The 24,046-nt window shown below is 61.8% G+C and carries 23 protein-coding genes; 17 read left to right on the top strand and 6 right to left on the bottom strand.

The features are described 5' to 3' along the window. Positions 1 to 218: 218 nt before the first annotated feature. The 13 genes from LPB73_RS22005 (at position 219) to LPB73_RS21945 (ending at position 15,302) form a co-directional block, all read left to right on the top strand. Positions 219 to 2,495, top strand: a complete 2,277-nt coding sequence (locus LPB73_RS22005; RefSeq protein ID WP_231078173.1) for an acyl-CoA dehydrogenase — start codon at positions 219 to 221, stop codon at positions 2,493 to 2,495. Further along, positions 2,495 to 3,778, top strand: coding sequence for an acetyl-CoA C-acetyltransferase (locus tag LPB73_RS22000; protein WP_231078172.1), 1,284 nt, complete (start codon positions 2,495 to 2,497; stop codon positions 3,776 to 3,778). Before LPB73_RS22005 ends, LPB73_RS22000 begins: the two co-directional genes overlap by 1 nt. A 7-nt stretch (positions 3,779 to 3,785) precedes the next feature. Beyond that, a complete protein-coding gene (locus LPB73_RS21995; protein ID WP_231078171.1) occupies positions 3,786 to 5,882 on the top strand; it encodes a 3-hydroxyacyl-CoA dehydrogenase NAD-binding domain-containing protein in 2,097 nt (698 codons plus the stop codon). 25 nt (positions 5,883 to 5,907) lie between these two features. Continuing rightward, positions 5,908 to 6,339: an acyl-CoA thioesterase gene (locus LPB73_RS21990; protein ID WP_093759634.1), complete on the top strand. Its 432-nt coding sequence runs from the start codon at positions 5,908 to 5,910 to the stop codon at positions 6,337 to 6,339. Positions 6,340 to 6,425: 86 nt separating this feature from the next. Beyond that, positions 6,426 to 6,620, top strand: a complete 195-nt coding sequence (locus tag LPB73_RS21985; protein WP_093759633.1) for a hypothetical protein — start codon at positions 6,426 to 6,428, stop codon at positions 6,618 to 6,620. Positions 6,621 to 6,728: 108 nt separating this feature from the next. Continuing rightward, entirely contained in the window at positions 6,729 to 7,547 is an 819-nt protein-coding gene (locus tag LPB73_RS21980) for a DeoR/GlpR family DNA-binding transcription regulator (protein WP_231078170.1), read from the top strand. Positions 7,548 to 7,686: 139 nt separating this feature from the next. Continuing rightward, entirely contained in the window at positions 7,687 to 9,231 is a 1,545-nt protein-coding gene (gene glpD, locus LPB73_RS21975; RefSeq protein WP_231078169.1) for a glycerol-3-phosphate dehydrogenase, read from the top strand. Further along, on the top strand, positions 9,228 to 10,316 hold the full coding sequence (locus LPB73_RS21970) for an ABC transporter ATP-binding protein (protein ID WP_231078168.1): 1,089 nt from the start codon (positions 9,228 to 9,230) through the stop codon (positions 10,314 to 10,316). The genes glpD and LPB73_RS21970 overlap by 4 nt, the downstream gene beginning before the upstream one ends. Before the next feature lies 1 nt (position 10,317). Beyond that, positions 10,318 to 11,403 carry an ABC transporter ATP-binding protein gene (locus LPB73_RS21965; RefSeq protein ID WP_231078167.1) on the top strand — a complete coding sequence of 362 codons (1,086 nt, stop codon included), beginning with the start codon at positions 10,318 to 10,320 and terminating at the stop codon, positions 11,401 to 11,403. Beyond that, positions 11,403 to 12,305 carry a carbohydrate ABC transporter permease gene (locus LPB73_RS21960; protein WP_231081219.1) on the top strand — a complete coding sequence of 301 codons (903 nt, stop codon included), beginning with the start codon at positions 11,403 to 11,405 and terminating at the stop codon, positions 12,303 to 12,305. Before LPB73_RS21965 ends, LPB73_RS21960 begins: the two co-directional genes overlap by 1 nt. Then, a complete protein-coding gene (locus LPB73_RS21955) occupies positions 12,305 to 13,111 on the top strand; it encodes a carbohydrate ABC transporter permease (RefSeq protein WP_093759629.1) in 807 nt (268 codons plus the stop codon). Before LPB73_RS21960 ends, LPB73_RS21955 begins: the two co-directional genes overlap by 1 nt. 9 nt (positions 13,112 to 13,120) lie before the next feature. Then, on the top strand, positions 13,121 to 13,450 hold the full coding sequence (locus LPB73_RS21950) for a DUF2160 domain-containing protein (RefSeq protein WP_093759628.1): 330 nt from the start codon (positions 13,121 to 13,123) through the stop codon (positions 13,448 to 13,450). Positions 13,451 to 13,511: 61 nt separating this feature from the next. Further along, complete coding sequence (locus LPB73_RS21945) at positions 13,512 to 15,302, top strand: ABC transporter substrate-binding protein (protein WP_231078166.1); 1,791 nt, start codon at positions 13,512 to 13,514, stop codon at positions 15,300 to 15,302. Positions 15,303 to 15,415: 113 nt separating this feature from the next. On the opposite strand, the gene LPB73_RS21940 is transcribed toward LPB73_RS21945, so the two are convergent. From LPB73_RS21940 to LPB73_RS21920, 5 genes are all read right to left on the bottom strand, one after another. Beyond that, positions 15,416 to 16,516 (bottom strand): alkene reductase, encoded by a 1,101-nt coding sequence (locus LPB73_RS21940; RefSeq protein WP_231078165.1) that lies wholly within the window; start codon positions 16,514 to 16,516, stop codon positions 15,416 to 15,418. A gap of 180 nt (positions 16,517 to 16,696) precedes the next feature. Then, positions 16,697 to 17,200: a DUF1993 domain-containing protein gene (locus LPB73_RS21935; protein WP_184513332.1), complete on the bottom strand. Its 504-nt coding sequence runs from the start codon at positions 17,198 to 17,200 to the stop codon at positions 16,697 to 16,699. A 167-nt stretch (positions 17,201 to 17,367) separates the two neighbouring features. Then, positions 17,368 to 18,597 (bottom strand): lytic murein transglycosylase, encoded by a 1,230-nt coding sequence (locus LPB73_RS21930; protein WP_414716815.1) that lies wholly within the window; start codon positions 18,595 to 18,597, stop codon positions 17,368 to 17,370. Between the two features lie 116 nt (positions 18,598 to 18,713). Further along, positions 18,714 to 19,226 carry a GNAT family N-acetyltransferase gene (locus tag LPB73_RS21925; protein WP_231078164.1) on the bottom strand — a complete coding sequence of 171 codons (513 nt, stop codon included), beginning with the start codon at positions 19,224 to 19,226 and terminating at the stop codon, positions 18,714 to 18,716. Between the two features lie 41 nt (positions 19,227 to 19,267). After that, entirely contained in the window at positions 19,268 to 20,713 is a 1,446-nt protein-coding gene (locus LPB73_RS21920; protein ID WP_231078163.1) for a helix-turn-helix domain-containing protein, read from the bottom strand. Between the two features lie 212 nt (positions 20,714 to 20,925). Here LPB73_RS21920 and LPB73_RS21915 point away from each other — a divergent pair, with 212 nt between their 5' ends. Together LPB73_RS21915 and LPB73_RS21910 are read left to right on the top strand one after the other, a co-directional pair. Continuing rightward, a complete protein-coding gene (locus LPB73_RS21915; protein WP_068733054.1) occupies positions 20,926 to 21,135 on the top strand; it encodes a DUF4170 domain-containing protein in 210 nt (69 codons plus the stop codon). Between the two features lie 250 nt (positions 21,136 to 21,385). Then, positions 21,386 to 21,934: a hypothetical protein gene (locus tag LPB73_RS21910; RefSeq protein WP_120288345.1), complete on the top strand. Its 549-nt coding sequence runs from the start codon at positions 21,386 to 21,388 to the stop codon at positions 21,932 to 21,934. Between the two features lie 5 nt (positions 21,935 to 21,939). Here the strand turns inward: LPB73_RS21910 and LPB73_RS21905 are convergent, their stop codons facing one another. After that, positions 21,940 to 22,824, bottom strand: coding sequence for a metallophosphoesterase family protein (locus LPB73_RS21905; RefSeq protein ID WP_120288346.1), 885 nt, complete (start codon positions 22,822 to 22,824; stop codon positions 21,940 to 21,942). 138 nt (positions 22,825 to 22,962) lie between these two features. Between LPB73_RS21905 and LPB73_RS21900 the strand changes: the two genes are divergently transcribed. Together LPB73_RS21900 and LPB73_RS21895 are read left to right on the top strand one after the other, a co-directional pair. Further along, positions 22,963 to 23,451 carry an NUDIX domain-containing protein gene (locus LPB73_RS21900; RefSeq protein ID WP_093760065.1) on the top strand — a complete coding sequence of 163 codons (489 nt, stop codon included), beginning with the start codon at positions 22,963 to 22,965 and terminating at the stop codon, positions 23,449 to 23,451. 57 nt (positions 23,452 to 23,508) lie between these two features. Then, complete coding sequence (locus LPB73_RS21895) at positions 23,509 to 24,021, top strand: GNAT family N-acetyltransferase (RefSeq protein ID WP_093759621.1); 513 nt, start codon at positions 23,509 to 23,511, stop codon at positions 24,019 to 24,021. Positions 24,022 to 24,046 lie beyond the last annotated feature (25 nt).

The following is a 24,046-nucleotide window of genomic DNA, read 5'->3' as shown; positions in this document are numbered from 1 at the left end:
TTCCGGCATTTCGGTCGCGCGACCACTGGTCACGCGGCGGGAAATCGCCTTTCGGGAACCGTTGCGGTATCCTGTCGTTAATGATGGCTCGATGCTGTCAAATTTCGCTTGAATATCAATGCGAAAGCTAAGGTGACACCGTCCCGCTAAGAGCGTCTGCCTTTGGGCGCCCGCGGTCCGCCCGGACTGCTGGTCGTCTCGATCGAGAGGAAGCCTCCATGAGCTCGTCCAGTCTGCGCCGCGACCATCTCACCAAGCCGATCTTTGGCTGGGCCAAGGGCGTGCTGCCGAAGATGTCGGACACCGAGCGCGAGGCGCTGGAAGCCGGCGACGTCTGGTGGGATGCGGATCTGTTCACCGGCAATCCGGACTGGGCCAAGCTGCTCGCCGTCAAGCCGGCCACACTGACGGATGAAGAACAGGCCTTCATGACCGGGCCGGTGGATCGCCTCTGCGAGATGATCGACGACTGGAAGATCAATTGGGAATTGCGCGATCTGCCGCCGGACGTCTGGGAGTTCATCAAGCGCGAAAAGTTCTTCGGCATGATCATTCCGAAGGAATTCGGAGGTCTCGGCTTCTCGCCTTATGCGCATTCGGAAGTGGTGCGCAAGATTTCGTCGCGGTCGGTGGTCGCCGCCGTCACCGTGATGGTGCCCAACTCGCTCGGTCCCGGCGAACTGCTGATGAAGTTCGGCACCGACGCGCAGCGCCAGCGCTGGCTGCCGCGCCTTGCCGATGGACGCGACATTCCCTGTTTCGGCCTCACCAGCCCGGAAGCGGGCTCGGACGCGGCCTCGATGATCGACAGCGGCATCATCTGCAAGGGCACGTTCGAAGGCCAGGAGGTTCTGGGCCTGCGCCTCAACTGGCACAAGCGCTACATCACGCTCGGCCCGGTCGCGACGCTGATCGGTCTCGCCTTCAAGGCCTATGACCCCGATCACCTCGTGGGCTCACAGGATGAGCTTGGCATCACGGTTGCGCTGATCCCGCATGATCTTCCAGGCGTCGAGATCGGCCAGCGCCATCTACCGTCGATGCAGGTGTTCCAGAACGGCCCGAACTGGGGCCGCGATGTTTTCATCCCGCTCGACTACATCATCGGCGGGCAGCAGCGTCTGGGCCAGGGCTGGAAGATGCTGATGTCGGCGCTCGCCGCCGGTCGTGGCATCTCATTGCCGTCGCTGTCTGCGGCCGGTGCCGCCTATGCCGCGCGCACCACTGGTGCCTATGCCCGCATCCGCGAACAGTTCAACATTTCGATCAGCAAGTTCGAAGGCATCGAGGAGCCGCTCGCCCGCATCGCCGGCACGGCCTATCTGCTCGATGCCGCGCGACGCCTGACCTCGGCGGCGCTAAATCTGGGCCATCATCCCGCGGTTATCTCCGGCATCATGAAGCTGCATGCCACCGAGCGCATGCGCATCGCCATCGACGATGCCATGGACATCCATGGCGGCAAGGCCGTCATCGACGGCCCGCAGAACTATATGGGCAATCTCTATCGCGCGGTGCCGGTGGGCATCACGGTGGAAGGCGCGAACATCCTGACGCGCAATCTCATCGTGTTCGGGCAGGGCGCCATCCGCGCGCATCCTTATTTGTTGCAGGAAATGAATGCGCTCGGCGATCCCGACAAGGCGAAGGGCTTAGAGGCCTTCGACACCGCGTTCTGGAAACATATCGGCCACAGCATTACCACGCTGTTCCGCGCCTGGGGCCGCTGCTGGACTGGTGGCGTATTTGCGCCTGCGCCGGATGCCGGCGATGCCACACAGTTCTATCGCCAGCTCTCGCGTTATTCCTCGGCCTTCGCATTGTGCGCCGACATGGCGTTGCTGACGCTGGGCGGAGCGTTGAAGCGCAAGGAAATGCTGTCGGCGCGGTTCGGCGATATTCTCTCCGAGCTTTATCTGCTCTCGGCTGCGCTGAAGCGCTGGGAGGACGAAGGCCGCCAGCAGGACGACCTGCCGGCACTTGAATGGTGTATGGCGTCCGGCTTCAAGACCATCGAGAACCGCTTTGCGGAGATTCTGGCCAACCTGCCGAACCGCTTTGTCGCCGGCATCCTCAAATTCATCGTGCAGCCATATGGTGCATCGGTGCTCGGGCCTTCGGATCGCGTGGTGCATCGCTGCGCGCAGATGATCCTGGAGCCGTCGGCGACGCGCGATCGCCTGACGCCGGATCTGTCGCATGTGGATGATGACCGCGGTCTCGCGCGGCTGGAGAAGGCGTTCAAACTGGTGACATCGAGTGACGATATTGCCAAGCGCATTCGGACGGCGAAGCTCAAAAACTGGAAGGATGCAGTGACACAGGGCGTCATCACTCAGGCCGAGGGCGAAAAGCTCGCCGCTGCGCAGGAAGCCGTCAAGCTGGTGATCGAGGTCGATCACTTCGCGCCGGAAGAGCTGTCGCCCGGCTATAAGAAGTCCGATAACGTGCACCAGTTCTTCCAGGAACTTGGTGAGCAGCGGGCAGCAAGCTGATGGCAAGACCAGTCTATATCGTTGACGGCAGCCGGACGCCGTTCCTGAAGGCGCGCAGCGGTCCCGGTCCGTTCACCCCTCTCGATCTTGCCGTTCAATGTGGCCGCCCGCTGCTGGCGCGGCAGCCCTTTGCACCGGATGCCTTCGACCAAGTGATCCTTGGGTGCGTCAATGTCATCGCGGATGAGATGAACCCGGCGCGCGTTGCGGGACTTCGGCTCGGTATGGGCGAGGCGATGGTGGCCTTCACCGTGCAGATCAATTGCGGCTCCGGCATGCAGTCGATCGACACCGGCTATCGCTATATCCGCGAGGGGAATGCCGATTTGATTCTCGCTGGCGGTGCCGAAGCGCTCAGCCACGCGCCGCTGGTCTGGCCGCAGAACGGCGTACGCTGGTTCGCCGGGCTTGCCATGGCCAAGGGTGTGCTCGGCAAGGTGGCGGCGATCGCCAAGGCCCGGCCGGCTTATTTCAAGCCGGTCATCGGCCTCGAGCGCGGTCTCACCGATCCGATCACCGACCTCAATATGGGCCAGACCGCCGAGAAGGTCGGGCACCTGTTCGGCATCACCCGTGCGCAGGCCGATGCCTATGCCGTCGAAAGTCACAAGCGCCTTGCGCATGCGCAGGAACAGGGCTGGCTGAAAGGCGAGGTTGAGACCGCCTTCGACCGCAAGGGCAATTTCTATGACCACGATGACGGCGTCCGCGCGGATTCGTCGGTCGACAAGCTCGCGACACTAAAGCCGGTATTCGAACGTCCGTGGGGGCAGGTCACCGCCGGCAATTCCTCACAGATCACCGATGGCGCATCATGGACGATCCTTGCGTCCGAAGAAGCGGTGGCGAAACACGGTCTCACGCCGAAGGCTGTGATCGTCGACAGCCAGTGGTCTGCGCTCGATCCGTCGATCATGGGGCTCGGTCCGGTGTTGTCGTCGAACGATCTGTTGAAGCGCAACAACATGACGATTCAGGACATCGAGACCTGGGAGTTGAACGAAGCCTTCGCCACGCAAGTACTCGGCTGTCTCGCCGCCTGGAAGGACGAAAAATTCTGCCGCGAGGTGCTCGGCCTCGATGGCGCTGCCGGCGAGATCGATCGCGCCAGGCTCAATGTCGATGGGGGTGCGATCAGTCTCGGCCATCCCGTCGGCACGTCTGGCAACCGTATTGTGCTGCATCTCGTCAATGCGATGAAGCGGCTCGGCACCAAACGCGGCATCGCTACCGAATGTATCGGCGGTGGCCTCGGTGGCGCGATGTTGATCGAGACGGTGTGAGGGCGTCATGGACAGCAAGATCATGGACGTTCTTGGGGATCGCGTGCTCGAACTCGGGCCGGGTCCCGACACATCGGGCACCTATCGCCACTTCAAGCTGACGCGCGATGCCGATGGCATCGCGTGGCTATTGTTTGACCGCGCCGATGCGAGCGCCAATACGCTGTCGGCCGTGGTGCTGGAAGAATTCGATCAGGTGCTGAACGCGCTGGAAGCTCAGCGCCCGACCGGCATCGTGGTTCGTTCGGCCAAGACGTCCGGCTTCATTGCCGGCGCCGACGTCAATGAATTTCGCGGCGCCAGCGACCCATTGGAAGTGGAAACGCAGATCAGCCGTGCTCACGCGGTGATCGACCGCTTCGAGGCGCTGAAGATCCCGACGGTGGCCGTCATTCACGGTTTCTGCCTGGGCGGCGGCCTCGAAGTGGCGCTGGCCTGCCAGATGCGCATCGCCATCGATGGTGCGCGTTTCGGTTTCCCTGAAGTGATGCTCGGCCTGCATCCAGGTTTGGGCGGCACGGCGCGTTTCACGCATCTGGTCAATCCGATGCAGGCGATGCCGCTGATGCTGACCGGCAAGACCATAGACGCGCGCAAGGCGAAGGCGATCGGTCTTGTCGATGCGGTGACCGAGGAACGCCATGTCCGTAACGCCGTGCGCGATGCGGTGTTCGGCAAGCTCAAGCGCGCCAAGCCGAGTGCGCTGATCCCGATCATGAACTTCTCGCCGGTGCGCGGCATTCTCGCCTCGCGCATGGTCGCTGAAGCCTCGAAGGCTGCGCCGCGCGAACATTATCCTGCGCCCTATGCGCTGATCGAGCTCTGGGAGAAACATGGCGGCGACCGTGCGGCGATGCTCAATGCCGAGAAGGCGTCCTTCGCCCGGCTGATGGTGACGCCGACGGCGCAGAACCTGATCCGCGTCTTCTTCCTGCGCGAGCAGATGAAGAAGCTCGCCGGTGACGGCAATAAGATCAAGCATGTCCATGTCATCGGCGCCGGCGCCATGGGCGGCGACATCGCGGCCTGGTGCGCGCATCAGGACATCCGCGTCACGCTGGCCGACATGAAGCCCGAGCCGATCGCGGGCGCCATCAAGCGCGCCGCCGATCTCTACAGCAAGATCATCCGCAAGCGCACCGATCAGCGTGATACGCTGGATCGCCTGATCCCCGATATGGACGGCGAGGGCGTACGCAATGCCGACCTCATCATCGAGGCGGTGTCGGAGAAGCTCGAACTGAAGCAGAAGGTCTATGCCGGCATCGAGCCGCGCATGAAGGCGGACGCGATCCTCGCCACCAACACATCGAGCATCCCGTTGCAGGATCTGCGCAGCACGCTCGCCAGGCCGGAGCGACTGCTGGGATTGCATTTCTTCAACCCGGTCTCGCGCCTGCAGCTGGTCGAGGTCGTCAGTCATGATGGCGTGGACCAGGACATGCTGAAGAAGGCCACGGCCTTCGTCGGCGCGATCGATCGTCTGCCGCTGCCGGTGAAGAGCTCGCCGGGCTTCCTCGTCAATCGCGCGCTCACGCCCTACATGCTCGAGGCGATGATGCTGATGGAGGAGAAGGTCGACAAGGAGACCATCGACGCCGCCGCTGAGCAGTTCGGCATGCCGATGGGGCCCATCGAACTGGCCGATCAGGTCGGCCTCGATATTTGTTTGGCCGTCGGCGACATGCTGCGCTCCAAATTCGGTGACCTGCTGCCGCCGACGCCGGCCTGGCTCCGCGAGAAGGTCAACAAGGGCGAGCTCGGCAAAAAGACTGGCAAGGGCTTCTATACATGGCGCGACGGCAAGGCCGAGAAGAGTTCCAGTGCGGTTGCCACCGCGCGTCCGACGCAGGAGATGATCGATCGCCTGGTGCTGCCGATGTCGAATGTCTGCGTCGCCTGTCTGCGCGAAGGCATCGTCGACAATGCCGATGTGGTCGATGGCGCAATGATTTTCGGAACAGGTTACGCGCCATTCCGCGGCGGCCCGCTGAACTATGCGCGGACGCGTGGAACCGAGAATATCACCGCCACGCTGCGCACGCTGGCGGCCCGGTTCGGCGATCGCTTTGCGCCGGATGCCGGCTGGGAAACCTTTAAATGATGACTCAATTTGCGGCAGGCTGCTTATGACTGAATCAACGACGCAGCCAGTGACGGGGCTGGATGCGGAACCGACCGGCGATCTCACCATCCGCACGGTAGCGATGCCGGCGGATACCAATGCCAATGGCGATATTTTTGGCGGCTGGCTGCTCAGCCAGATGGATCTCGGCGGCGGCATCTTTGCGGCCAAGGTGGCGAAGACGCGCACGGTCACCGTCGCTATCGAGGCGATGACCTTCCGCAAGGCCGTTCATGTCGGTGACGTCGTGTCCGTGCATGCGGAACTGGTGCGGATGGGCCGCACGTCACTTACCGTGCATATCGAGGCCTGGGTGCTTCGCCGCAACGAAAACGCCCCGATCCTGGTGACCGACGGCAATTTCACCTTCGTGTCCATTGACGAGGCGGGGCGCCCGCAGGTGATCAAGCGTCCGGATGCGACGATCTCGACCTGAGCGATTCTAAACACCGGCTGGAACGAAATACCCCCATTCGGGTTAGTGGCCCGGAATATGCATCGCCTATCGCGTAGGGGGCCGCCATGTCAGACACTTACATCATCGAAGTCTCATCGCAGGCTGCCGGCATCGTGGTTCGCGATCCCGGTGGGTACAGGTTCTTCGCAGCGTCTCACCGTTTCAACCCGATGGAAGGCCAGCTGTTTCGCAATGCGCGCGAAGCTGAACGCGCGGCTTTCCAGTTCGCGCAGGGTATCCAAGCCGCTGTGACGCCTTAGAAGGCGGTTCTCTGACGACATCGCGGCGCCGAAGCGCCTGCGCCGGTGATGCGTTGACCATCGCCGCCAACACCCGCACGATGGAAACACTCCATCTGAGGTGTTGTTGTGACTGCTGGCCTGACCCATCGCCAATCCGAAATCCTGAATCACGCGCGCGCCTTTGGCCGCGTGATGGTCGACGATCTCGTGCGCCGCTTCGAGGTGTCCGCACAGACCATCCGCAAGGATCTCAACGATCTCTGCGACCAGCGCCTGCTGACGCGTATCCACGGCGGCGCCATCGTCGCGTCGGGCGTGGAAAACCTCGCTTATGAAGCGCGGCGATTCGTGGCCGCCGAGGAAAAGAAGGCGATTGGTGTTGCTGCCGCGGCGCAGATTCCCAATGGCTCGTCGCTGTTCATCAATATCGGGACCACCACGGAAGAAGTCGCGAGCGCCCTGACCAATCACGAAAACCTGCTGGTCATCACCAACAATCTCAATGTGGCGATGATGCTTTATCGTCACCCGCATATCGAGGTAATTGTCGCCGGCGGTACCGTGCGTCGCTCGGATGGTGCGGTGATCGGCTCCACGGCGATCAAGCTGATCGGCCAATTCAAGGTCGATTACGCCATCATCGGTGCCTCCGCGATCGACGAGGAGGGCGCGCTGCTCGACTTCGACTATCGCGAGGTGCAGGCGGCGCAGGCGATCATCGCCAATGCCCGCAGTGTCATGCTGGTCTGCGATTCGACCAAGCTGCGGCGCTCGGCGGCCGTGCGCATCGCCCATATCAGCCAGATACAGACCTTCGTGACCGACGTCCCGCTGCCGCCCTCCTTGCAGGAGATCTGCCGGAGCCGGGGCGTTCAAGTGATCGCCGCCCTGCCGGGCTCCGCCGACGATGCGGACGACCTGGAACCCGAGCCGACCCCGCTTTAGAGCCTGTTCAGACCCCGAAAACGCCAGTTGCTTTCGTTTTAGGTTGTGGTTTAATCGAAAACGAAAGCCAAATCGCTGAAAGCGAAGATGGCGCGTCCGAAGGAAGGCGCCAGACAAGTGGCGCAGGAGGGGAGACGGGGTGGGTCAGATCTACGACCTCGCAATCATTGGTGGTGGTGTGAACGGCTGCGGCATCGCCCGCGACGCCGTCGGCCGCGGCAATTCCGTGTTCCTTTGCGAGATGAACGATCTGGCCAGCGGCACCTCGTCCTGGTCGACCAAGCTGATCCATGGCGGGTTGCGCTACCTCGAATATTACGATTTCAAACTGGTGCGCCACGCGTTGCTGGAACGCGAAGTTCTCTGGCAGATCGCGCCGCATATCATCCGCCCCTTGCGTTTCGTGCTGCCGCATCACGCCGGTCTGCGGCCCGCCTGGCTGCTGCGCTTGGGCTTGTTCCTCTACGACCATATCGGCGGCCGTAAACTTCTGCCCCCGACGCGCACACTCGATCTCACCCGCGACGAGACCGGCAAGCCGCTGGCGCCCGGCCGGTTCAAGCGTGGCTTTGAATATTCCGACTGCTCGGTCGATGATGCGCGCCTTGTCGTGCTCACCGCGCGTGATGCCGCCGACCGGGGCGCTGAGATCCGCACGCGCACGCGCGCAACCGAGATCAGGCAGGCCGACGGGATGTGGCAGGTCACGGTGCAGGATAAGGCGACGGGCGACCGCTCGACCATCAGCGCGCGCACGCTGGTCAATGCCGGTGGTCCGTGGGTCGAGAATGTTCTGGCGGTCGGTGCCGGCGTTAATGCGAAGGCGAAAGTCCGCCTCGTGCAGGGCTCGCATATCGTGGTGCCGAAACTTTACAACCACGACCGTGCCTACATCTTCCAGAATGCCGATGGTCGTATCGTGTTTGCGATTCCCTATCAGGACGATTTCACCCTGATCGGTACCACCGATATCGATTATGACGGCGATCCCGCCGATGTGAAAATCTCTGCCGACGAGATCAATTATCTCTGCAAGTCGGTCAGCGAATATCTCGCCAGGCCCGTGCTGGCCGAAGACGTGGTGTGGACCTATTCCGGCGTGCGCCCGCTCTATGACGACGGCGCCAACGAGGCCAAGGCGGCGACGCGCGACTATGTGTTCGAGCTCGATCTGCCCGGCGGCCTGCCGCTGCTGTCGATTTATGGTGGCAAGATCACGACCTATCGTCGTCTCGCCGAAGAAGCCTTGCAGAAGCTTGCGCCGTATCTGAAGGGCACCAAGGCCAGGGAAGGCTGGACGGCCCATGCCACGCTGCCTGGCGGTGATTTCGATGTCTCCGCGGTCGATGCGCTGATCGCCGAATTGTTGCGCGACTATCCGTTCCTGACGCCGGCCCATGCCAACCGCCTGGCACACGCCTATGGCACGCGCGCCGCAAAGATGCTGGGCACCGCGAAATCGCCGGCCGATCTCGGTCAGGCCTTTGGGGCAACGCTGACCGAGCGCGAAGTACGTTATCTCATAGCGCATGAATGGGCCGTCAGCGCCGAGGATATCGTCTGGCGTCGCTCGAAGCTCGGCTTGCGCCTGTTGAAGGAAGAGATCGCGGCACTCGATCAATGGCTGCAAGCCAATCGCGCGCAGCCCGCCAATCCGATGCGTGAAGCGGGGGCGCGATCATGAGCGTCGCACTGGATCACGTCTCGCAGATGGTCGATGGCGTCACGACGATCCGTGACGTGTCGCTGACGCTGGAAAGGGGCACACTGAACGTGCTGCTCGGGCCGACATTGGCCGGCAAGACCTCGATCATGCGGCTGCTGGCCGGGCTCGATAAGCCGACCCAAGGCCGTGTGCTGGTCGATGGCAAGGACGTCACCGGCGTTGATATCCGCAAGCGCTCGGTGGCGATGGTCTATCAGCAGTTCATCAATTACCCTTCGCTGACGGTCTATGAGAATATCGCCTCGCCGCTGCGCGTGCAGGGCAAGCCGAAAGCCGAGATTGAAACCCGCGTGCACGAAGCCGCGGCTTTGCTCAAGCTTGAGCCCTATCTGAAGCGCACGCCGCTGCAGCTCTCTGGTGGCCAGCAGCAGCGCACCGCCATTGCCCGCGCGCTGGTCAAGGGTGCCGATCTCGTGCTGCTCGACGAGCCGCTCGCCAATCTCGACTACAAGCTCCGCGAGGAATTGCGCACCGAACTGCCGAAGATATTCGAGGCCTCCGGCGCGATCTTTGTCTATGCGACGACGGAGCCCTCCGAAGCGCTTTTGTTAGGCGGCAGCACCGTGTGCCTGTGGGAAGGCCAGGTTTTGCAGGTCGGCCAGACTTCCAAAGTCTATCGCCACCCCGAGACTCTCAAGGCCGCCGAAGTGTTCTCAGATCCGCCGCTTAATCTGGTGGTGATCGAGAAGAAGAATGGCAATGTGCATTATGCCGGTGGCGCGACGGCGCCCGCCAGCGGGCTCTACGCAAACCTCGCCGACGGCAGCTATCGCGTTGGCTTCCGCGCGCATCAGCTCGAAGTTGCCAGTGGTCTCGCCGGACGGCATGCATTTCCCGCGGAAGTGACCGTGACCGAAATTACCGGGTCGGAAAGCTTCGTCCATCTGAAGCGCGACGCGTCGAACTGGGTTGCGGTGCTGCAGGGCGTGCATGAATTCCTGCCCGGCCACATGCTCGACGCCGTGCTCGATCCCGCCAATCTGTTCGTCTTCGATGGCAGCGACCGTCTGGTTGCCGCTCCCAACAGCACGCAGGGAGCGTAATATGGCCCGCATCGATCTCGTCGATCTCGCGCAGTCCTACAGCGGCGCCGATGCCGATCTGGAGAGCTTTGCCCTCAAGCCGATCTCCATGACCTGGCGGCAGGGCGGCGCCTATGCGCTGCTCGGCCCATCCGGTTGCGGCAAGACCACGCTGCTCAATTTGATCTCCGGCATCGTGACGCCGACGCGCGGCCAGATCCTGTTCGACGGTAAGGACATCACGCCGCTGTCGACCCAGAAGCGGAACATCGCGCAGGTGTTCCAGTTCCCGGTCATCTACGACACCATGACGGTCGGCGAGAATCTCGCTTTTCCGCTGAAGAATCGCGGCGTGCCGAAAGCGCAGATCGATGCACGTGTCGCCGAGATCGGCGAACTCCTCGATCTCACGCCCTATCTGGGCCGCAAGGCAACGCGGCTAACGCCCGATGCCAAGCAGAAGATCTCGCTCGGCCGCGGCCTCGTGCGTTCCGACGTTGCTGCGGTGCTGTTCGACGAACCACTGACGGTGATCGATCCCGCACTGAAATGGGAATTGCGCTCGAAACTCAAGGCGCTGCACCGCGCGCTTGACCTGACCATGATCTACGTGACCCACGACCAGACCGAGGCGCTGACTTTTGCCGATACGGTGGTGGTGATGCATGACGGGCGCGTCGTGCAGTCCGGCACGCCGCAGGAGCTGTTCGACAAGCCGGCGCATACATTTGTCGGCTATTTCATCGGCTCGCCCGGCATGAATATCGTGCCGGCCGAAGTCAGCGGCCGCGAGGCGCGTATCGGCGGGCACGTGATCGCGCTGCAGCGCAGTTACGACAAGTTGCCAGCGGGCGCGACAATCGAAATCGGCGTTCGCCCCGAATTTGTCCATGTTGCGACGCCCGCGCCGGGCTTGCTGTTGGCGCAGGTCGAGCGGGTCGACGATCTTGGTCGCATCAGTTTCGCGCGCGTCCGCATCGGCGGCGTCAAGTTCGCCGCGCGCGTCCCTCAGGGATTTTCTATTGCGGGGAGCGATGTCGGGCTGGTGTTCGATCCCAGCCGGGTGCACGTTTATGCTGACAGCCGCCTTGTCGAAGGGGTTGCATGATGGACAAGACCGTCAATCAAAAAGCCTGGTTCCTCGTCCTGCCGGTGTTTCTCATCGTGGCGTTCTCCGCGGTGCTGCCGCTGATGACGGTCGTGAACTATTCGGTGCAAGACACCTTCGGCAACAACCAGTTCTTCTGGAACGGCGTCGGCTGGTTCAAGGAGCTGCTTGATCCGTCCAGCGATCTCGGCGGGCGCTTCTACGCGTCCCTGCTGCGCAATTTGGCTTTCTCCGCGATCATCCTCGCCATCGAAGTGCCGCTCGGCATTCTGGTCGCGTTGTCGATGCCGCGTGACGGCTGGCGCGTCGCAGCCTGCCTCGTGATCCTCGCGCTGCCGCTTTTGATTCCATGGAACGTGGTCGGCACCATCTGGCAGATTTTCGGCCGTCCCGATATCGGCCTGCTCGGCTACACGCTCAATCACATGGGCATCGACTATAACTATGTGTCGAACGAGTTCGACGCCTGGGCGACTGTCATCGTGATGGATGTCTGGCACTGGACCAGCCTCGTCGCGCTGCTGTGCTATGCCGGCTTGAAGTCGATTCCCGACGCTTATTATCAGGCGGCACAGATCGATGGCGCTTCGCGCTGGGCAGTTTTCCGAACTATCCAGCTACCCAAGCTCAATCGCGTGTTGCTGATCGGCGTGCTGTTGCGTTTCATGGATAGTTTCATGATCTATACCGAGCCCTTCGTGGTCACCGGTGGCGGGCCCGGCAATTCGACCACCTTCGTCTCCATCGAGCTTGTCAAGATCGCGCTCGGCCAGTTCGATCTCGGCAAGGCCGCGGCCCTGTCGCTGGTCTACAACATCATCGTGCTGATCGTGTGCTGGATATTCTACACCGTGATGACTAATGCCGGCGTCGATCACACCAAGCGCGAGGGAGCGGTCTGATGCATACGATCCCTGGACGCCGCATTATCCTGTTGCTATTTTTGGTATTCCTGCTGTTGCCGATCTACTGGCTCGTCAATATGAGCTTCAAGACCAATGGCGAGATCGTCTCGACCATGACGCTGTGGCCGCACCAGCCGACGCTGGAGAATTACACACGCATCTTCACCGATGAGAGCTGGTATTCCGGTTATATCAATTCACTGAAATACGTCATCATCAACACCGTCCTGTCGATCTCCTTTGCCCTCCCGGCGGCTTACGCGTTCTCGCGCTATCGTTTCCTCGGCGACAAGCACCTGTTCTTCTGGCTGCTGTCGAACCGGATGGCGCCGCCCGCCGTATTCGCGCTGCCATTCTTCAATCTCTATTCGGCCATCGGCCTGTTCGACACGCCATGGGCCGTGGCGCTGGCGCATTGCCTGTTCAACGTGCCGCTCGCAGTATGGATCCTCGAAGGCTTCGTGTCCGGCGTGCCGCGCGAGATCGACGAGACGGCATTTCTCGATGGCTACTCATTCCCGAAGTTCTTCGTGAAGATTCTCGTGCCGTTGATCGCGTCGGGCATCGGCGTCGCTGCCTTCTTCTGCTTTATGTTCTCCTGGGTCGAACTGCTGCTGGCGCGCACGCTGACCTCGGTGAATGCCAAGCCGATTTCCGCGGTCATGACGCGTACCGTGTCGGCCTCTGGTATGGATTGGGGCCTGCTCGCCGCCGCCGGCGTGCTGACCATCATCCCCGGTGCCCTCGTCATCTGGTTCGTCCGCAATTACATCGCGCGCGGTTTCGCGCTTGGCCGGGTCTAGGAGGTCGTCATGGAAAACATCGCATGGATGGCCTGGACGCCGCCGACGGCGATCTTCTTCGGCCTGCTGGCACTCACGCTGGGCACCATGACTTGGCTCGCAGTCGCCTATCCCGAAGCCGAACGCATCGGCATCCTGCGCATTCCTACCACGCGCGGCGACCGGCTGTTCCTGTCGCTGATCGCGGCGGCCGTCATCCACCTGTTGTGGATCGGCTTCGTCGGTTCCGACCCGATCGCGACGCTGCCGATCGGCGAGGAGGGAGTTGAAATCTCGAATCTGTGGTTCGCGACATTGATTTCGCTGGTCTCGGCGGTGGCAATTTTTCGCACCGTCTGACCGGCATGGACTGCAGTCCCGGGATGAACCCGGGCCTGAAACAGAAGTGAGGGAGGAAGCTATGAGGCACCTGACGACACAGGCACGTCGCCCGACGCGCCATATCACGATGACCAGCGCTGCTGCGTTGATCACGGCGACTGCGTTGCTCGCCGCACCGGCCAAGGCCGACGACGCCACCATTCAGAAGTGGATCGACAGCGAATTCCAGCCATCGACGCTGTCGAAGGCAGAGCAGCTGAAAGAACTGCAGTGGTACGAGAAGGCCGCGCAGCCGTTCAAAGGCATGGAGATCAATATCGTCTCCGAAACCATCACCACGCACGAATATGAATCGCGCACGCTGGCCAAGGCATTCTCCGAGATCACGGGCATCAAGCTGAAGCACGACCTGATCCAGGAAGGCGACGTGGTCGAGAAGCTGCAGACCCAGATGCAGTCCGGCAAGAACGTCTATGACGGCTGGATCAACGACTCCGATCTGATCGGCACGCATTTCCGCTACGGCCAGACCATCGCGCTGTCGGACTACATGACCGCAGAAGGCAAGGACGTCACTAGCCCGACGCTCGACGTCAAGGACTTCATTGGAACGTCCTTCACCACCGCGCCGGACAAGAAGATGTATCAACTGCCCGACCAGCAGTTCGCCAACCTTTACTGGTTCCGGTACGACTGGTTCACCAATCCCGACTACAAGGCCAAGTTCAAGGCCAAGTATGGCTACGATCTCGGCGTGCCCGTGAACTGGTCGGCCTATGAAGATATTGCCGAGTTCTTCACCAACGACATCAAGGAGATCAACGGCGTCAAGGTCTATGGCCACATGGACTACGGCAAGAAGGATCCGTCGCTCGGCTGGCGCTTCACCGACGCCTGGCTATCGATGGCCGGCAATGGCGACAGGGGTCTTCCGAACGGTTTGCCCGTCGATGAATGGGGCATTCGCATGGAAGGCTGTCGTCCGGTCGGCTCCTCCGTCGAGCGCGGCGGCGATACCAACGGTCCGGCAGCGGTCTACTCGATCGCGAAATACCTCGACTGGATGAAGAAGTATGCCCCGCCGCAGGCGCAAGGCATGACCTTCTCGGAGTCGGGGCCGGTGCCGGCGCAGGGCAATATAGCCCAGCAGATGTTCTGGTACACCGCCTTCACCGCCGACATGGTGAAGCCGGGTCTTGCGGTCATGAATGCCGACGGTACGCCGAAGTGGCGCATGGCCCCGTCGCCGCATGGCTCGTACTGGAAGGAAGGCATGAAGCTCGGCTATCAGGACGTCGGTTCGGGCACGCTGCTCAAGTCGACGCCGGCCGATCGCCGCAAGGCGGCCTGGCTCTATCTGCAGTTCATCACCTCGAAGACGGTGTCACTGAAGAAGAGCCATGTCGGTCTCACCTTCATCCGTGAGAGCGATATCTGGGACAAGTCGTTCACCGAACGTGCGCCGAAGCTCGGCGGTCTGGTCGAGTTCTATCGCTCGCCAGCCCGCGTGCAATGGTCGCCGACCGGTAACAACATCCCGGATTATCCGAAGCTGGCACAGCTGTGGTGGCAGAACATCGGCGATGCGTCGTCGGGTGCGAAGACCCCGCAGCAGGCGATGGACTCGCTGGCCGCAGCTCAGGATTCGGTGCTCGAACGTCTTGAACGATCCAAGGTTCAGGGCGAATGCGGACCGAAGCTGAACAAGAAGGAAACCGCCGAGTTCTGGTATGCGAAGTCTGCCAAGGACGGCAACATCGCACCCCAGCGCAAGCTGGCGAACGAGAAGCCGAAGGGCGAGACGGTGGACTACGACACCCTGATCAAGTCGTGGCCTGCGACCCCGCCGCAGAAGCGCGCGTCGAACTAAGGCGAACTTTCTGAACAACAAAAAAGGCCGGGAGCGATCCCGGCCTTTTCTCTTGCTGTCATTCCGGGGTCGCGCCCGCAAAGATGCGTGTGCGCCCCGGAATGACGGCGTACTTACTCCGCTGCCTGCTTCGCGCCCAGCACCGGGTAATCCGTGTAGCCCTTGGCGCCGCCGCCATAGAACGTCGCCTTGTCGGCATCGTTGAGTGGTGCGCCGATCTTCAGGCGCTCGACCAGATCCGGATTCGAGATGAACGGCTTGCCGAAGGCGATCAGGTCGGCGGCATCGGCCGCGAGCACCTTGTTGGCCAGCGCGAGATCGAATCCGTTATTGGCGATATATGTGCCCTTGAAGCGCTTGCGCAGGCTGGCATAGTCGAACGGTGCGACGTCGCGCGGACCGCCGGTCGCGCCTTCGACGACATGCAGATAGACGAGCTTCTCGGCGCTGAGCCCGTCGGTGATGTAGTCGAACAGCTTTTGGGCCTGCTTGTCGGCGGCGGCATCGTTGGCCGGCGTCACCGGCGAGATGCGGATACCGGTTCTGTCGCCGCCGATTTCCTTGGCAACTGCCGTGGCCACTTCCAGCATCAGTTTGGCGCGGTTCTCGAGCGAGCCGCCGTAAGCGTCGGTGCGCTTGTTGGTGCTGTCACGCGCGAATTGCTCAAGCAGATAACCATTGGCGCCATGGATCTCCACGCCATCGAAACCGGCTTCGATCGCATTGGCAGCGCCGCGTGCGAAACTGTCGACGACGCCTTGAATTTCACCCAGCTCCAGCGCGCGGGGTTCCGAGACGTCGGTGAAGGTGTTGTTGACGAAGGTCTTGGTGTTGGCGCGGATCGCCGAAGGGGCCACCGGCGCGCCGCCATTCGGCTGCAGGCTGACATGCGAGATGCGGCCGACGTGCCAGATCTGCATATAGATGTGACCGCCCTTGGCATGCACGGCCTCGGTCACCTTCTTCCAGCCAGCGATCTGCTCCTTGGTGTAGATGCCCGGGACGTCCTGATAGCCCTGGCCCTGCTGCGAGACGGGTGTGCCTTCGGTTACCAGAAGGCCGGCGCTGGCACGCTGGCTATAATATTCGATCGCCAGCGGGTTCGGCACGTTGCCCGGCAATGCGCGATTGCGCGTCAGCGGCGCCATCACCGTGCGATTGGTCAGCGTGTTTGCACCAAGCTTGTAGGGTTCGAAGAGTTTGGACGTGCTCATGATGAATGATCCAGTCGATGAAAGGTGAAATCGAATTGGGCATCATGCAGCGCATTGGCAATACCGCTGCGCTGCATGTCGTTGGTTCAGGATAAAACGATCGTGGCGATGACGGATTGAATGATCATGATCTCTCTATCGGTCGGCCAGCAGCCGAATATCCTGCGGTGATGGCGCGGCTTACTGCGCGCCGAGGAAGTCGCGCTTGCCGACATCGATGCCGCACATCCGCAGGATGCCGTGGGCAGTGGTGATGTGGAAATAGAAGCTCGGTAGCGAGAAGCTGGTGAGGAATTGCTGGCCGGACATGGTGGTGGTCTTGCCGGGGCCGGTGGGGAAGGTGATCTCCCGGGTCTCGCCGCCGTCGAATTGGGCGGGCTTGTAGTTCTTCAGGTAATCGACGGTCCTGCCGATTCGCTGCTGCAATTCATCGAAGGTCGTTTCGGTATCCGGCACCGCCGGCACTTCGCTGCCGGACAGGCGCGCGCTGCCCTTGGTGGCGAAATCGCAGGAGAGCTGGACCTGCCGGCTCAGCGGCAGCATGTCCGGGAAAAGTCGCGTGCCGAGCAGGACGGCGGGCTCGATCTTCTTTGCGGCAGCATAGGTTTCGGCCTTTTTCAGTCCAGCGGACAGACTGCCCAGCATCTGCAGATAGGCAGGCACGACGGAATCATAGAACGGCATGAGGATGCTCTTTTGTGATGCGTTTCGAGGCACAGCGCGGCAGGTCGAGAAAGATGCTGTTGCATGGAGTTGGGGCGCGGTTGGCTGATTTCAACCGCCCGGCCTCACAAAAGAGAAGAAATTTCGAGGCTTATCCCGATAAGGGGATACCGATTCTTCGCTTCGCTTTATCCCCCGGATTTCAATGCTGTGAGCAATTCGGCCGTCGGCCAGGAGTCCGCGGGCAGGCCGAACTTGACCTGCATGGCCTTCACCGCGGTGCGGCTCTGCTGGCCGAGAATGCCGTCGATCTTACCGACATTGAAGCCGCGCTTCACCAGCAGTTGCTGCAGTTCGCGGAGTTCAGGATGTGACAGCTGCGCGACAGGGGCGGAGGGCTGCCGCATCTTGGAGGCGCCATTGATGCGGGTGGCGAGATAGGCTGCTGTCGTCGAATAGATCAGCGAATTATTCCATTCGGTATAGGCGGCGAAATTCGCGTAAGCGAGGAAGGCGGGGCCGTGCCGGCCCATCGGCAGCAGCAGCGATGCCGGCATGCTGTCATTCGGCAGTGGCCGTCCGTCGGGATAGCTGACGCCGAATGACGCCCATTTCGCGCGGGGCAGTTGGATAGTGAGATCGGCCTGATCCCACGGCACGTTGTCGGTGACCCGCACCTCCTGCAGCCATGGCTCGCCGCGCCGCCATTTCAAACCGGTGGAAATGTAGTGCGCGGTTGAGCCGATCACGTCGGCGGGGCTGCGCAGCAAATTGCGATGACCGTCGCCGTCATAGTCGACGGCATAGTTGAAGTAATGCGTCGGCAGAAACTGCGTCTGGCCGAGTTCGCCGGCCCATGAGCCGATCATCTCGGCCGGCGAAAGGTCGCCGCGATCGATGATCTTCAGCGCGGCGATGGTCTCGTCCTGAAACATCTTCGAGCGCCGGCAGTCATAGGCCAGCGACACCAGCGAGCGCAGCGTCTGCAAATTGCCCATCTGCACGCCGAAGTCGCTCTCCAGCGCCCAGAACGCTGCGATGACGGCGGGCGGCACGCCATACTCCTTCTCTGCACGCGCAAAGGCTGCGGCGTTCTGCTTGATCTTGAGCTGCCCGTTCTGCATCCGGTAATCCGCCGCCATGCGTCCGGCGAATTGCGTGAACAACTGCCCGAATACGCGCTGTCCACGGTCGCGGTTGACGATGCCCTGGTCGTAGACGAGGTAGGGCGCCGCTTCCGCCATCGCGCGCTGCGATACCCCGCTAGCGACAGCCTGCTGTTTCAGCCCGGCAAGGAATTGATCGAAGCTCTGGCCGCCATGACAGGACGCTGCGCGCTGCGCGGAGGCGGGGGAGGTGAAGGAGATAAGGGCAGATGCTGCAACGAGAATTGTGAATCGCACAGACATTCGCAGCATGAACCAGACCTCTCCGCTGTCGTACCCGGACTTGATCCAGGCATCCATCTTTCTCCCACACTAACATTCAAGATGGATGGCCGGGTCAAGCCCGGCCATGACATGTCATACAAGCATCAGCGCTCGAGGACCCACCGTGTCACGGCCTGATGAAAATTCAACGGTCCGGGCACTGTCATGTGGGTCTTCACATACTTGAAGCCGGCTTTTTGCAAGGTTCGATTCGGTCCAACATTGAAGGCATTCGGCTCGCAGAACAACGATTTGAGCTTCAGCATATCGAAATAGATCGCCGCGCTTCGGCGAACGCATTCTGTACCGATTCCGGTTTGTCGTCTGTCCGGGTGCAGCACGTGAAGATGCATGGTGGCGCTTTCGCCGTAGACAATCTTGTCACAACTGGAAAATCCGATGGGCTGATCATCCATTAGCCACAGCGCAACAACGGCGGCGCGGCGTTCCGGCGGGAGGGCATATTGTTGGCCGATACGCTCCTGCCAGATCAGCGCCGGCGGCATCCTCGTTGGATCGACGCCCATCGCTTCCAGGAATTCCGGCGTGGCGTTGTGGAAATAGGTGCTGACGACGTGAGCTTCGGACGGCAGCATTTCCCGGACCAGCAACGTCATCAATGGCCTCAATGTTAGGGGCGATCGGGAAGACCTTGCAATTATAGTTCCCGCGCATTGCTGAAAGCAAATGACGATACCCGCCGCGTATTCTCGTCCAGGATCAGGCTGCGCGTGATCGGCGGCTCCGCGCGCTGGCTGCAGTTTTCGCGCTCGCACAGCCGGCAATTGACGCCGATCGGCGTGCCTTCGATTTTCTCCAGATCGAGGCCCGCGGAATAGGCCAGCTTCCCGGCGTGGCGGATCTCGCAGCCGAGGCCGATGGCGAAGCGCGGTTGCGGCTGCGGATGCGGCGCTGCGGGCCGGCGTAGTGTCTGTGCGATGGAGAAGTAGCGGCTGCCGTCGGGGAGTTCTATCACCTGGCTCAGCAGGCGGTCCGGCGTGTCGAAGGTCGAATGCACGTTCCACAGCGGGCAGGTGCCGCCGAATTTCGAAAACGGGAAGGTGCCGGATGAAAACCGCTTCGAGACGTTGCCGGCATTGTCGACGCGCAGCATGAAGAACGGCACGCCGCGCGCATTCGGCCGCTGCAGTGTGGTGAGGCGATGACAGATCTGCTCGAATCCGACATTGAAACGCTGGCCGAGCACCTGCACGTCATAGCTCAGCGCTTCCGCGGCGGCATGAAACGCCGCATAGGGCATTAGCGCGGCGGCTGCGAAATAGTTGGCCAGCGTGATGCGATAGAGCCGCCGTGTGGTGTCGTCGAGCGGGCCGGCGCGGCCGATGATGGTCTCGAAATGCGATGAGCACTCGACGAGGCCGATTTGGAATGCGACCTGAAAGGCGCGGCCGGGCGCATCGACCATTTCCGAGATCAGCAGCTGCCGGCGATGTCGGTCGAAACGTCTGAGCGTCTCGCGCATCACATCCACCGGCATAATGCGAGTGACGATCGAATACTTTTCGCGCAACCGTGTGCTCAGGGCAGCAAACAGATCCTGCGACGGCACATTGATCTCGTCGCGCAGGCCCTCGGCCGCCGTTTCGAGTTCGGGAAAGTAGTTACGGTTGGCTTCGATCAGGTCGCGCACGCGCTCGATCGGATTGGCCTCGAATGGCGCGCCTTCATGGCGATCGGCCATCTGCGCCGCCACCATGGTCTCGCCGCGCCGGGCTTCGGTATAAGCCGCATAGAGCCGCTGCAGCGCATGCGTGACGCCGGGACAGAGTTCGGCAAGGTCGCGCAATTCCTGTTTCGGCAAATCGATCTGGCGAAACAGCGGATCGGAAAAGATCTCGTTCAGCTCCGCGAAGAAGCGATCTTCATCCGCCGTCGCGAGATCGCGGAGATCGAGGTCATAGGTCTCGGCGAGGCGCAGCAGCAACTGCGCGGTGACCGGCCGCTGGTTGCGCTCAATCAGATTGATGTAGCTCGGCGAAATGCCGAGGCCCTCTGCCATCTGGGTCTGGGACAGGCCCTGTTGCTGCCGGATCCGCCTGAAGCGCGGCCCCACGAACAGCTTCTTGCCAGACTCGCCCGCCATCCGCGCCAATTCCTGGTTCCCCGAGTCGCCACTCGGTCGTTGATTGTGACAAAATTGACAAAATGACATTAATTACAAGTCGTGATGTTACATCACATCACCATTCAAACACAAGGCATCTGGTGGTTTTGCCTGACATGGCGTTATCTGTTCACACGGTGAATGCATCGCATGTCACGAATGTCGATTTAAGGAATGAACAGGAGCACGACATGTCACACGGTAGCAATTTCTGGGTCATCGGCGGCGAGTTCGGTTCGATGAACTTCCACAAGCTGGTTGAAGGCTCGGCCCAGGTGCAGGGCCCGTTCAAGACGCGCAAGCAGGCCGAAGAAGCCTGGAAGACCGTGTCGGAAGAGAATCGCCACCGTGCCGGCGTCCGCTTCTCCATCGTCGAAGAGCCGAGCCGTCAGGTCGCTTAGGACCGACGGGTCGCCTGAGGCTGAGATCCCGAGCGGCGTCAGTGCCGCCGGATCGCCTCAAGCCTGTCGCTGGTTTGCCCATAAGAAGACGTCCAAGGATATCAGCGGCCTCATCCGGGCAACCGGGTGGGGCCATTGATGCGTTTAGCGGCCAAGCCTCTGGAAACAAACGGCCTTTCCGGCACTCGTGGTTACTGATAGGTTACTGCCCGGTGGATGGCGCGCTCAGGCAGCCAGAAAGGGGTCCAGCGTGGCGAGTAACGGGACGAAGCCTGTCGAGGAAGTCAGGCCGCAGCGACTGCGCGACGCGTTGCGTCAGGCCCGCATCGAGGCGGCCGATCGCACCGGTGTCGTCGTCGAGTTGCGCGATGCCGAAGTGGCGCGGCTGGAGATCCTCAATGAAGCGCTCGATCCGCTGTTCGCCGAGATTCCTGTTGGCATCGAGATGTTCGACCGGGGCATTAGCCAGGGCGACACGCCGCGGCTGTGGATCGACATGGTCGCCCATGTCGCCATGGGGCGTGACAAGCGCATGTATCGCTTCGTGCAGGACACCCGCCATGGCCGCGTGGTGCTGGGCGAGGCGCATGACATTCCGACCATCGTAAAGGCGGTCACCGACTATATCGCGCGCCGCATGATTGAGCGCGAGCACGCGCTGGTGACAATGCCGGCGCCGGAGGTAGCGACGGCGGTGAAGAAGCCGCGCAGCAGATTCTGGCCGTTCGTGTTCGGTGTGATTGTCGGCGTCGTGGGACTATTTGCGCTCGCGTTGTTCGTGTCCGTGCGCGGACATTAGTCACGCTACACCAGCATCGTCCGCGTCAGCTCGTGCACCATATTGCTGCCCCCGAACCCTCGCACCGTCTGCTCGCAGCGCCAGCGTTCGCCGTCGCGTTCGATGGCGAACAGATTGTAGGCCGCTGCCGGCTTGTGGCCGTGTGCAACCGATGATGCCGATGGCACGCCGATTGCGGGAATGCGCCGCTGTGGGCCGTCGAACCACATGGTCGAATGAATGTGGTCGTGGCCGTGCAGGATCAGTTCGACGCCGTGGCGCTTGAGCACAGCTTGCAGCGCTTCGGAATCCGTCAGTCGCTTCATTTTCTGCTTTGAGCGTAGTGGATGATGAATCAGCAATACGCGAAACAGATGAGCGTCGGCGAGGCCGCCAAGCATAATGTTGAGCGCCCTAAGCTGTGCGTCGCCGAGCGAGCCCGTCGCCATGAACGGCGCGGTTGGCACACTCGACGACACGCCGATCAGAGCCAGCGGGCTGCGGATACGCAGAAATGGAAAGCGCGTATCGGGGGTGCCGTCACTGCGCATATAGTCGCCGAAAGTCTCGGCGAAACGTTCGGGTGCTCCGCGCACATAGCCGTCGTGATTGCCGGGTACCAGCGAGACCTTGTCCGGTGTGCCGACGCTTTCGATCCAGCGGCGCGCGCGCGGGAATTCGGCATCCAGGGCGAGATTCACGAGATCGCCAGTGACGGCAATATGGTCCGGCTGCTGCGCCTGCATGTCGCTGACGATGACATCCAGCATATCGCGGCGGTGGATCAGATGCCGGTTACGCCGCCAGTTCAGATAGCCGAGCACGCGCTGCCCCAGGAGCTCGCGCCAGTGCGGCTCTGGCATCGGCGGAACATGCGGATCGGACAGATGGGCGAGGGTGAAAGCGGTCATGAGAAGCGATCTGCCCCTGCGCGTATGTGAACAAGCCGGCTCAATGCGCCCTCATGCCTGTGAAATCCCTGCATGTTTTGGCAAGGTGGGGCATATGACGCAAGCACCCACCGTGTCGCCAGCCAGGAATTTGCCGCGATGACCTCACCGACGTTGCGGCAGCGGCTGGAGCCGACCCTGCGCAAATTCGTGCATCTGTATTTCCGCTTCGCCCGCGGCATGACCTTGGGCGTCCGCGCCGTGGTGCTGGACGCTGACAATCGCGTGTTTCTAGTCCGGCACACTTATGTCACCGGCTGGTATCTACCCGGCGGCGGCGTCGAAGTCGGCCAGACCTTTCGCGAGGCGCTAGACATGGAGCTGCGGGAAGAGGGGCGCATCGAACTCACGGGAGAGCCGGTTCTGCATGGTGTCTTTCTCAACAGTCACGTCTCGATCCGCGATCATGTGGCGGTCTATGTGGTCAGGCAGTTCCGGCAGGACTGGTTGCCCGAGCCCAATCGCGAAATCGCCGAAACCGGTTTCTTCGCCCTCGATGCCCTGCCTCACGACACCACCGAGGGCACCCGGCTGCGGCTGGCCGAGATATTCGACGGCAAGCCGATCAGTGCTACCTGGCGGGTCTGATCCCGTCCGCCCGGGCAATGGACCGCGCGCCCGCCAAATGCTATCCCGCCTCCCGACATGAATGACCTTTCTCTGACCATCCTGGCGGAAACCGCCAACGACGCCCAGATCATCGAACGGCTGCACGCCCGCACCTTCGGCCCGGGCCGTTACGTGCTATCAGCCTACCGGCTGCGTGAACATGTCGGTCATCTGCTCGACCTGTCTTTCACGGCACGGATCGGCACGCTGCTGGTCGGCTCGGTCCGGCAATTGCCGATCTGTGTGGGTGATACGCCGGCACTGCTGCTCGGGCCGCTGACCGTCGAGCCGCCATTCCGCAGCCGCGGCGTCGGCCGCAAGCTGCTGGACCGCGCCATCGCCGATGCGCGCAAGAAGGGGCACAAGCTCATCGTGCTGGTCGGCGACGAGCCCTATTACCGCCGGGTCGGCTTCAAGGCGATCCCTAAGGGCAATGTGACCATGCCGGGTCCGGTCGATCAAAACCGGTTGCTTGTGCTCGAGCTGGTGGAGGGCGCCGCTACGGGTCTCGCCGGCGCCGTTCGGCCGGATTGGGACGCGGCGAAGTAATTTTTTGATCCAAGCCGTCATTCCG

Source organism: Tardiphaga sp. 37S4 (genome assembly GCF_021044645.1).
Taxonomy (GTDB): domain Bacteria; phylum Pseudomonadota; class Alphaproteobacteria; order Rhizobiales; family Xanthobacteraceae; genus Tardiphaga; species Tardiphaga robiniae.
Note: the sequence above shows the minus strand (reverse complement) of the source record. Positions and strands in the feature narration are given on the sequence as shown.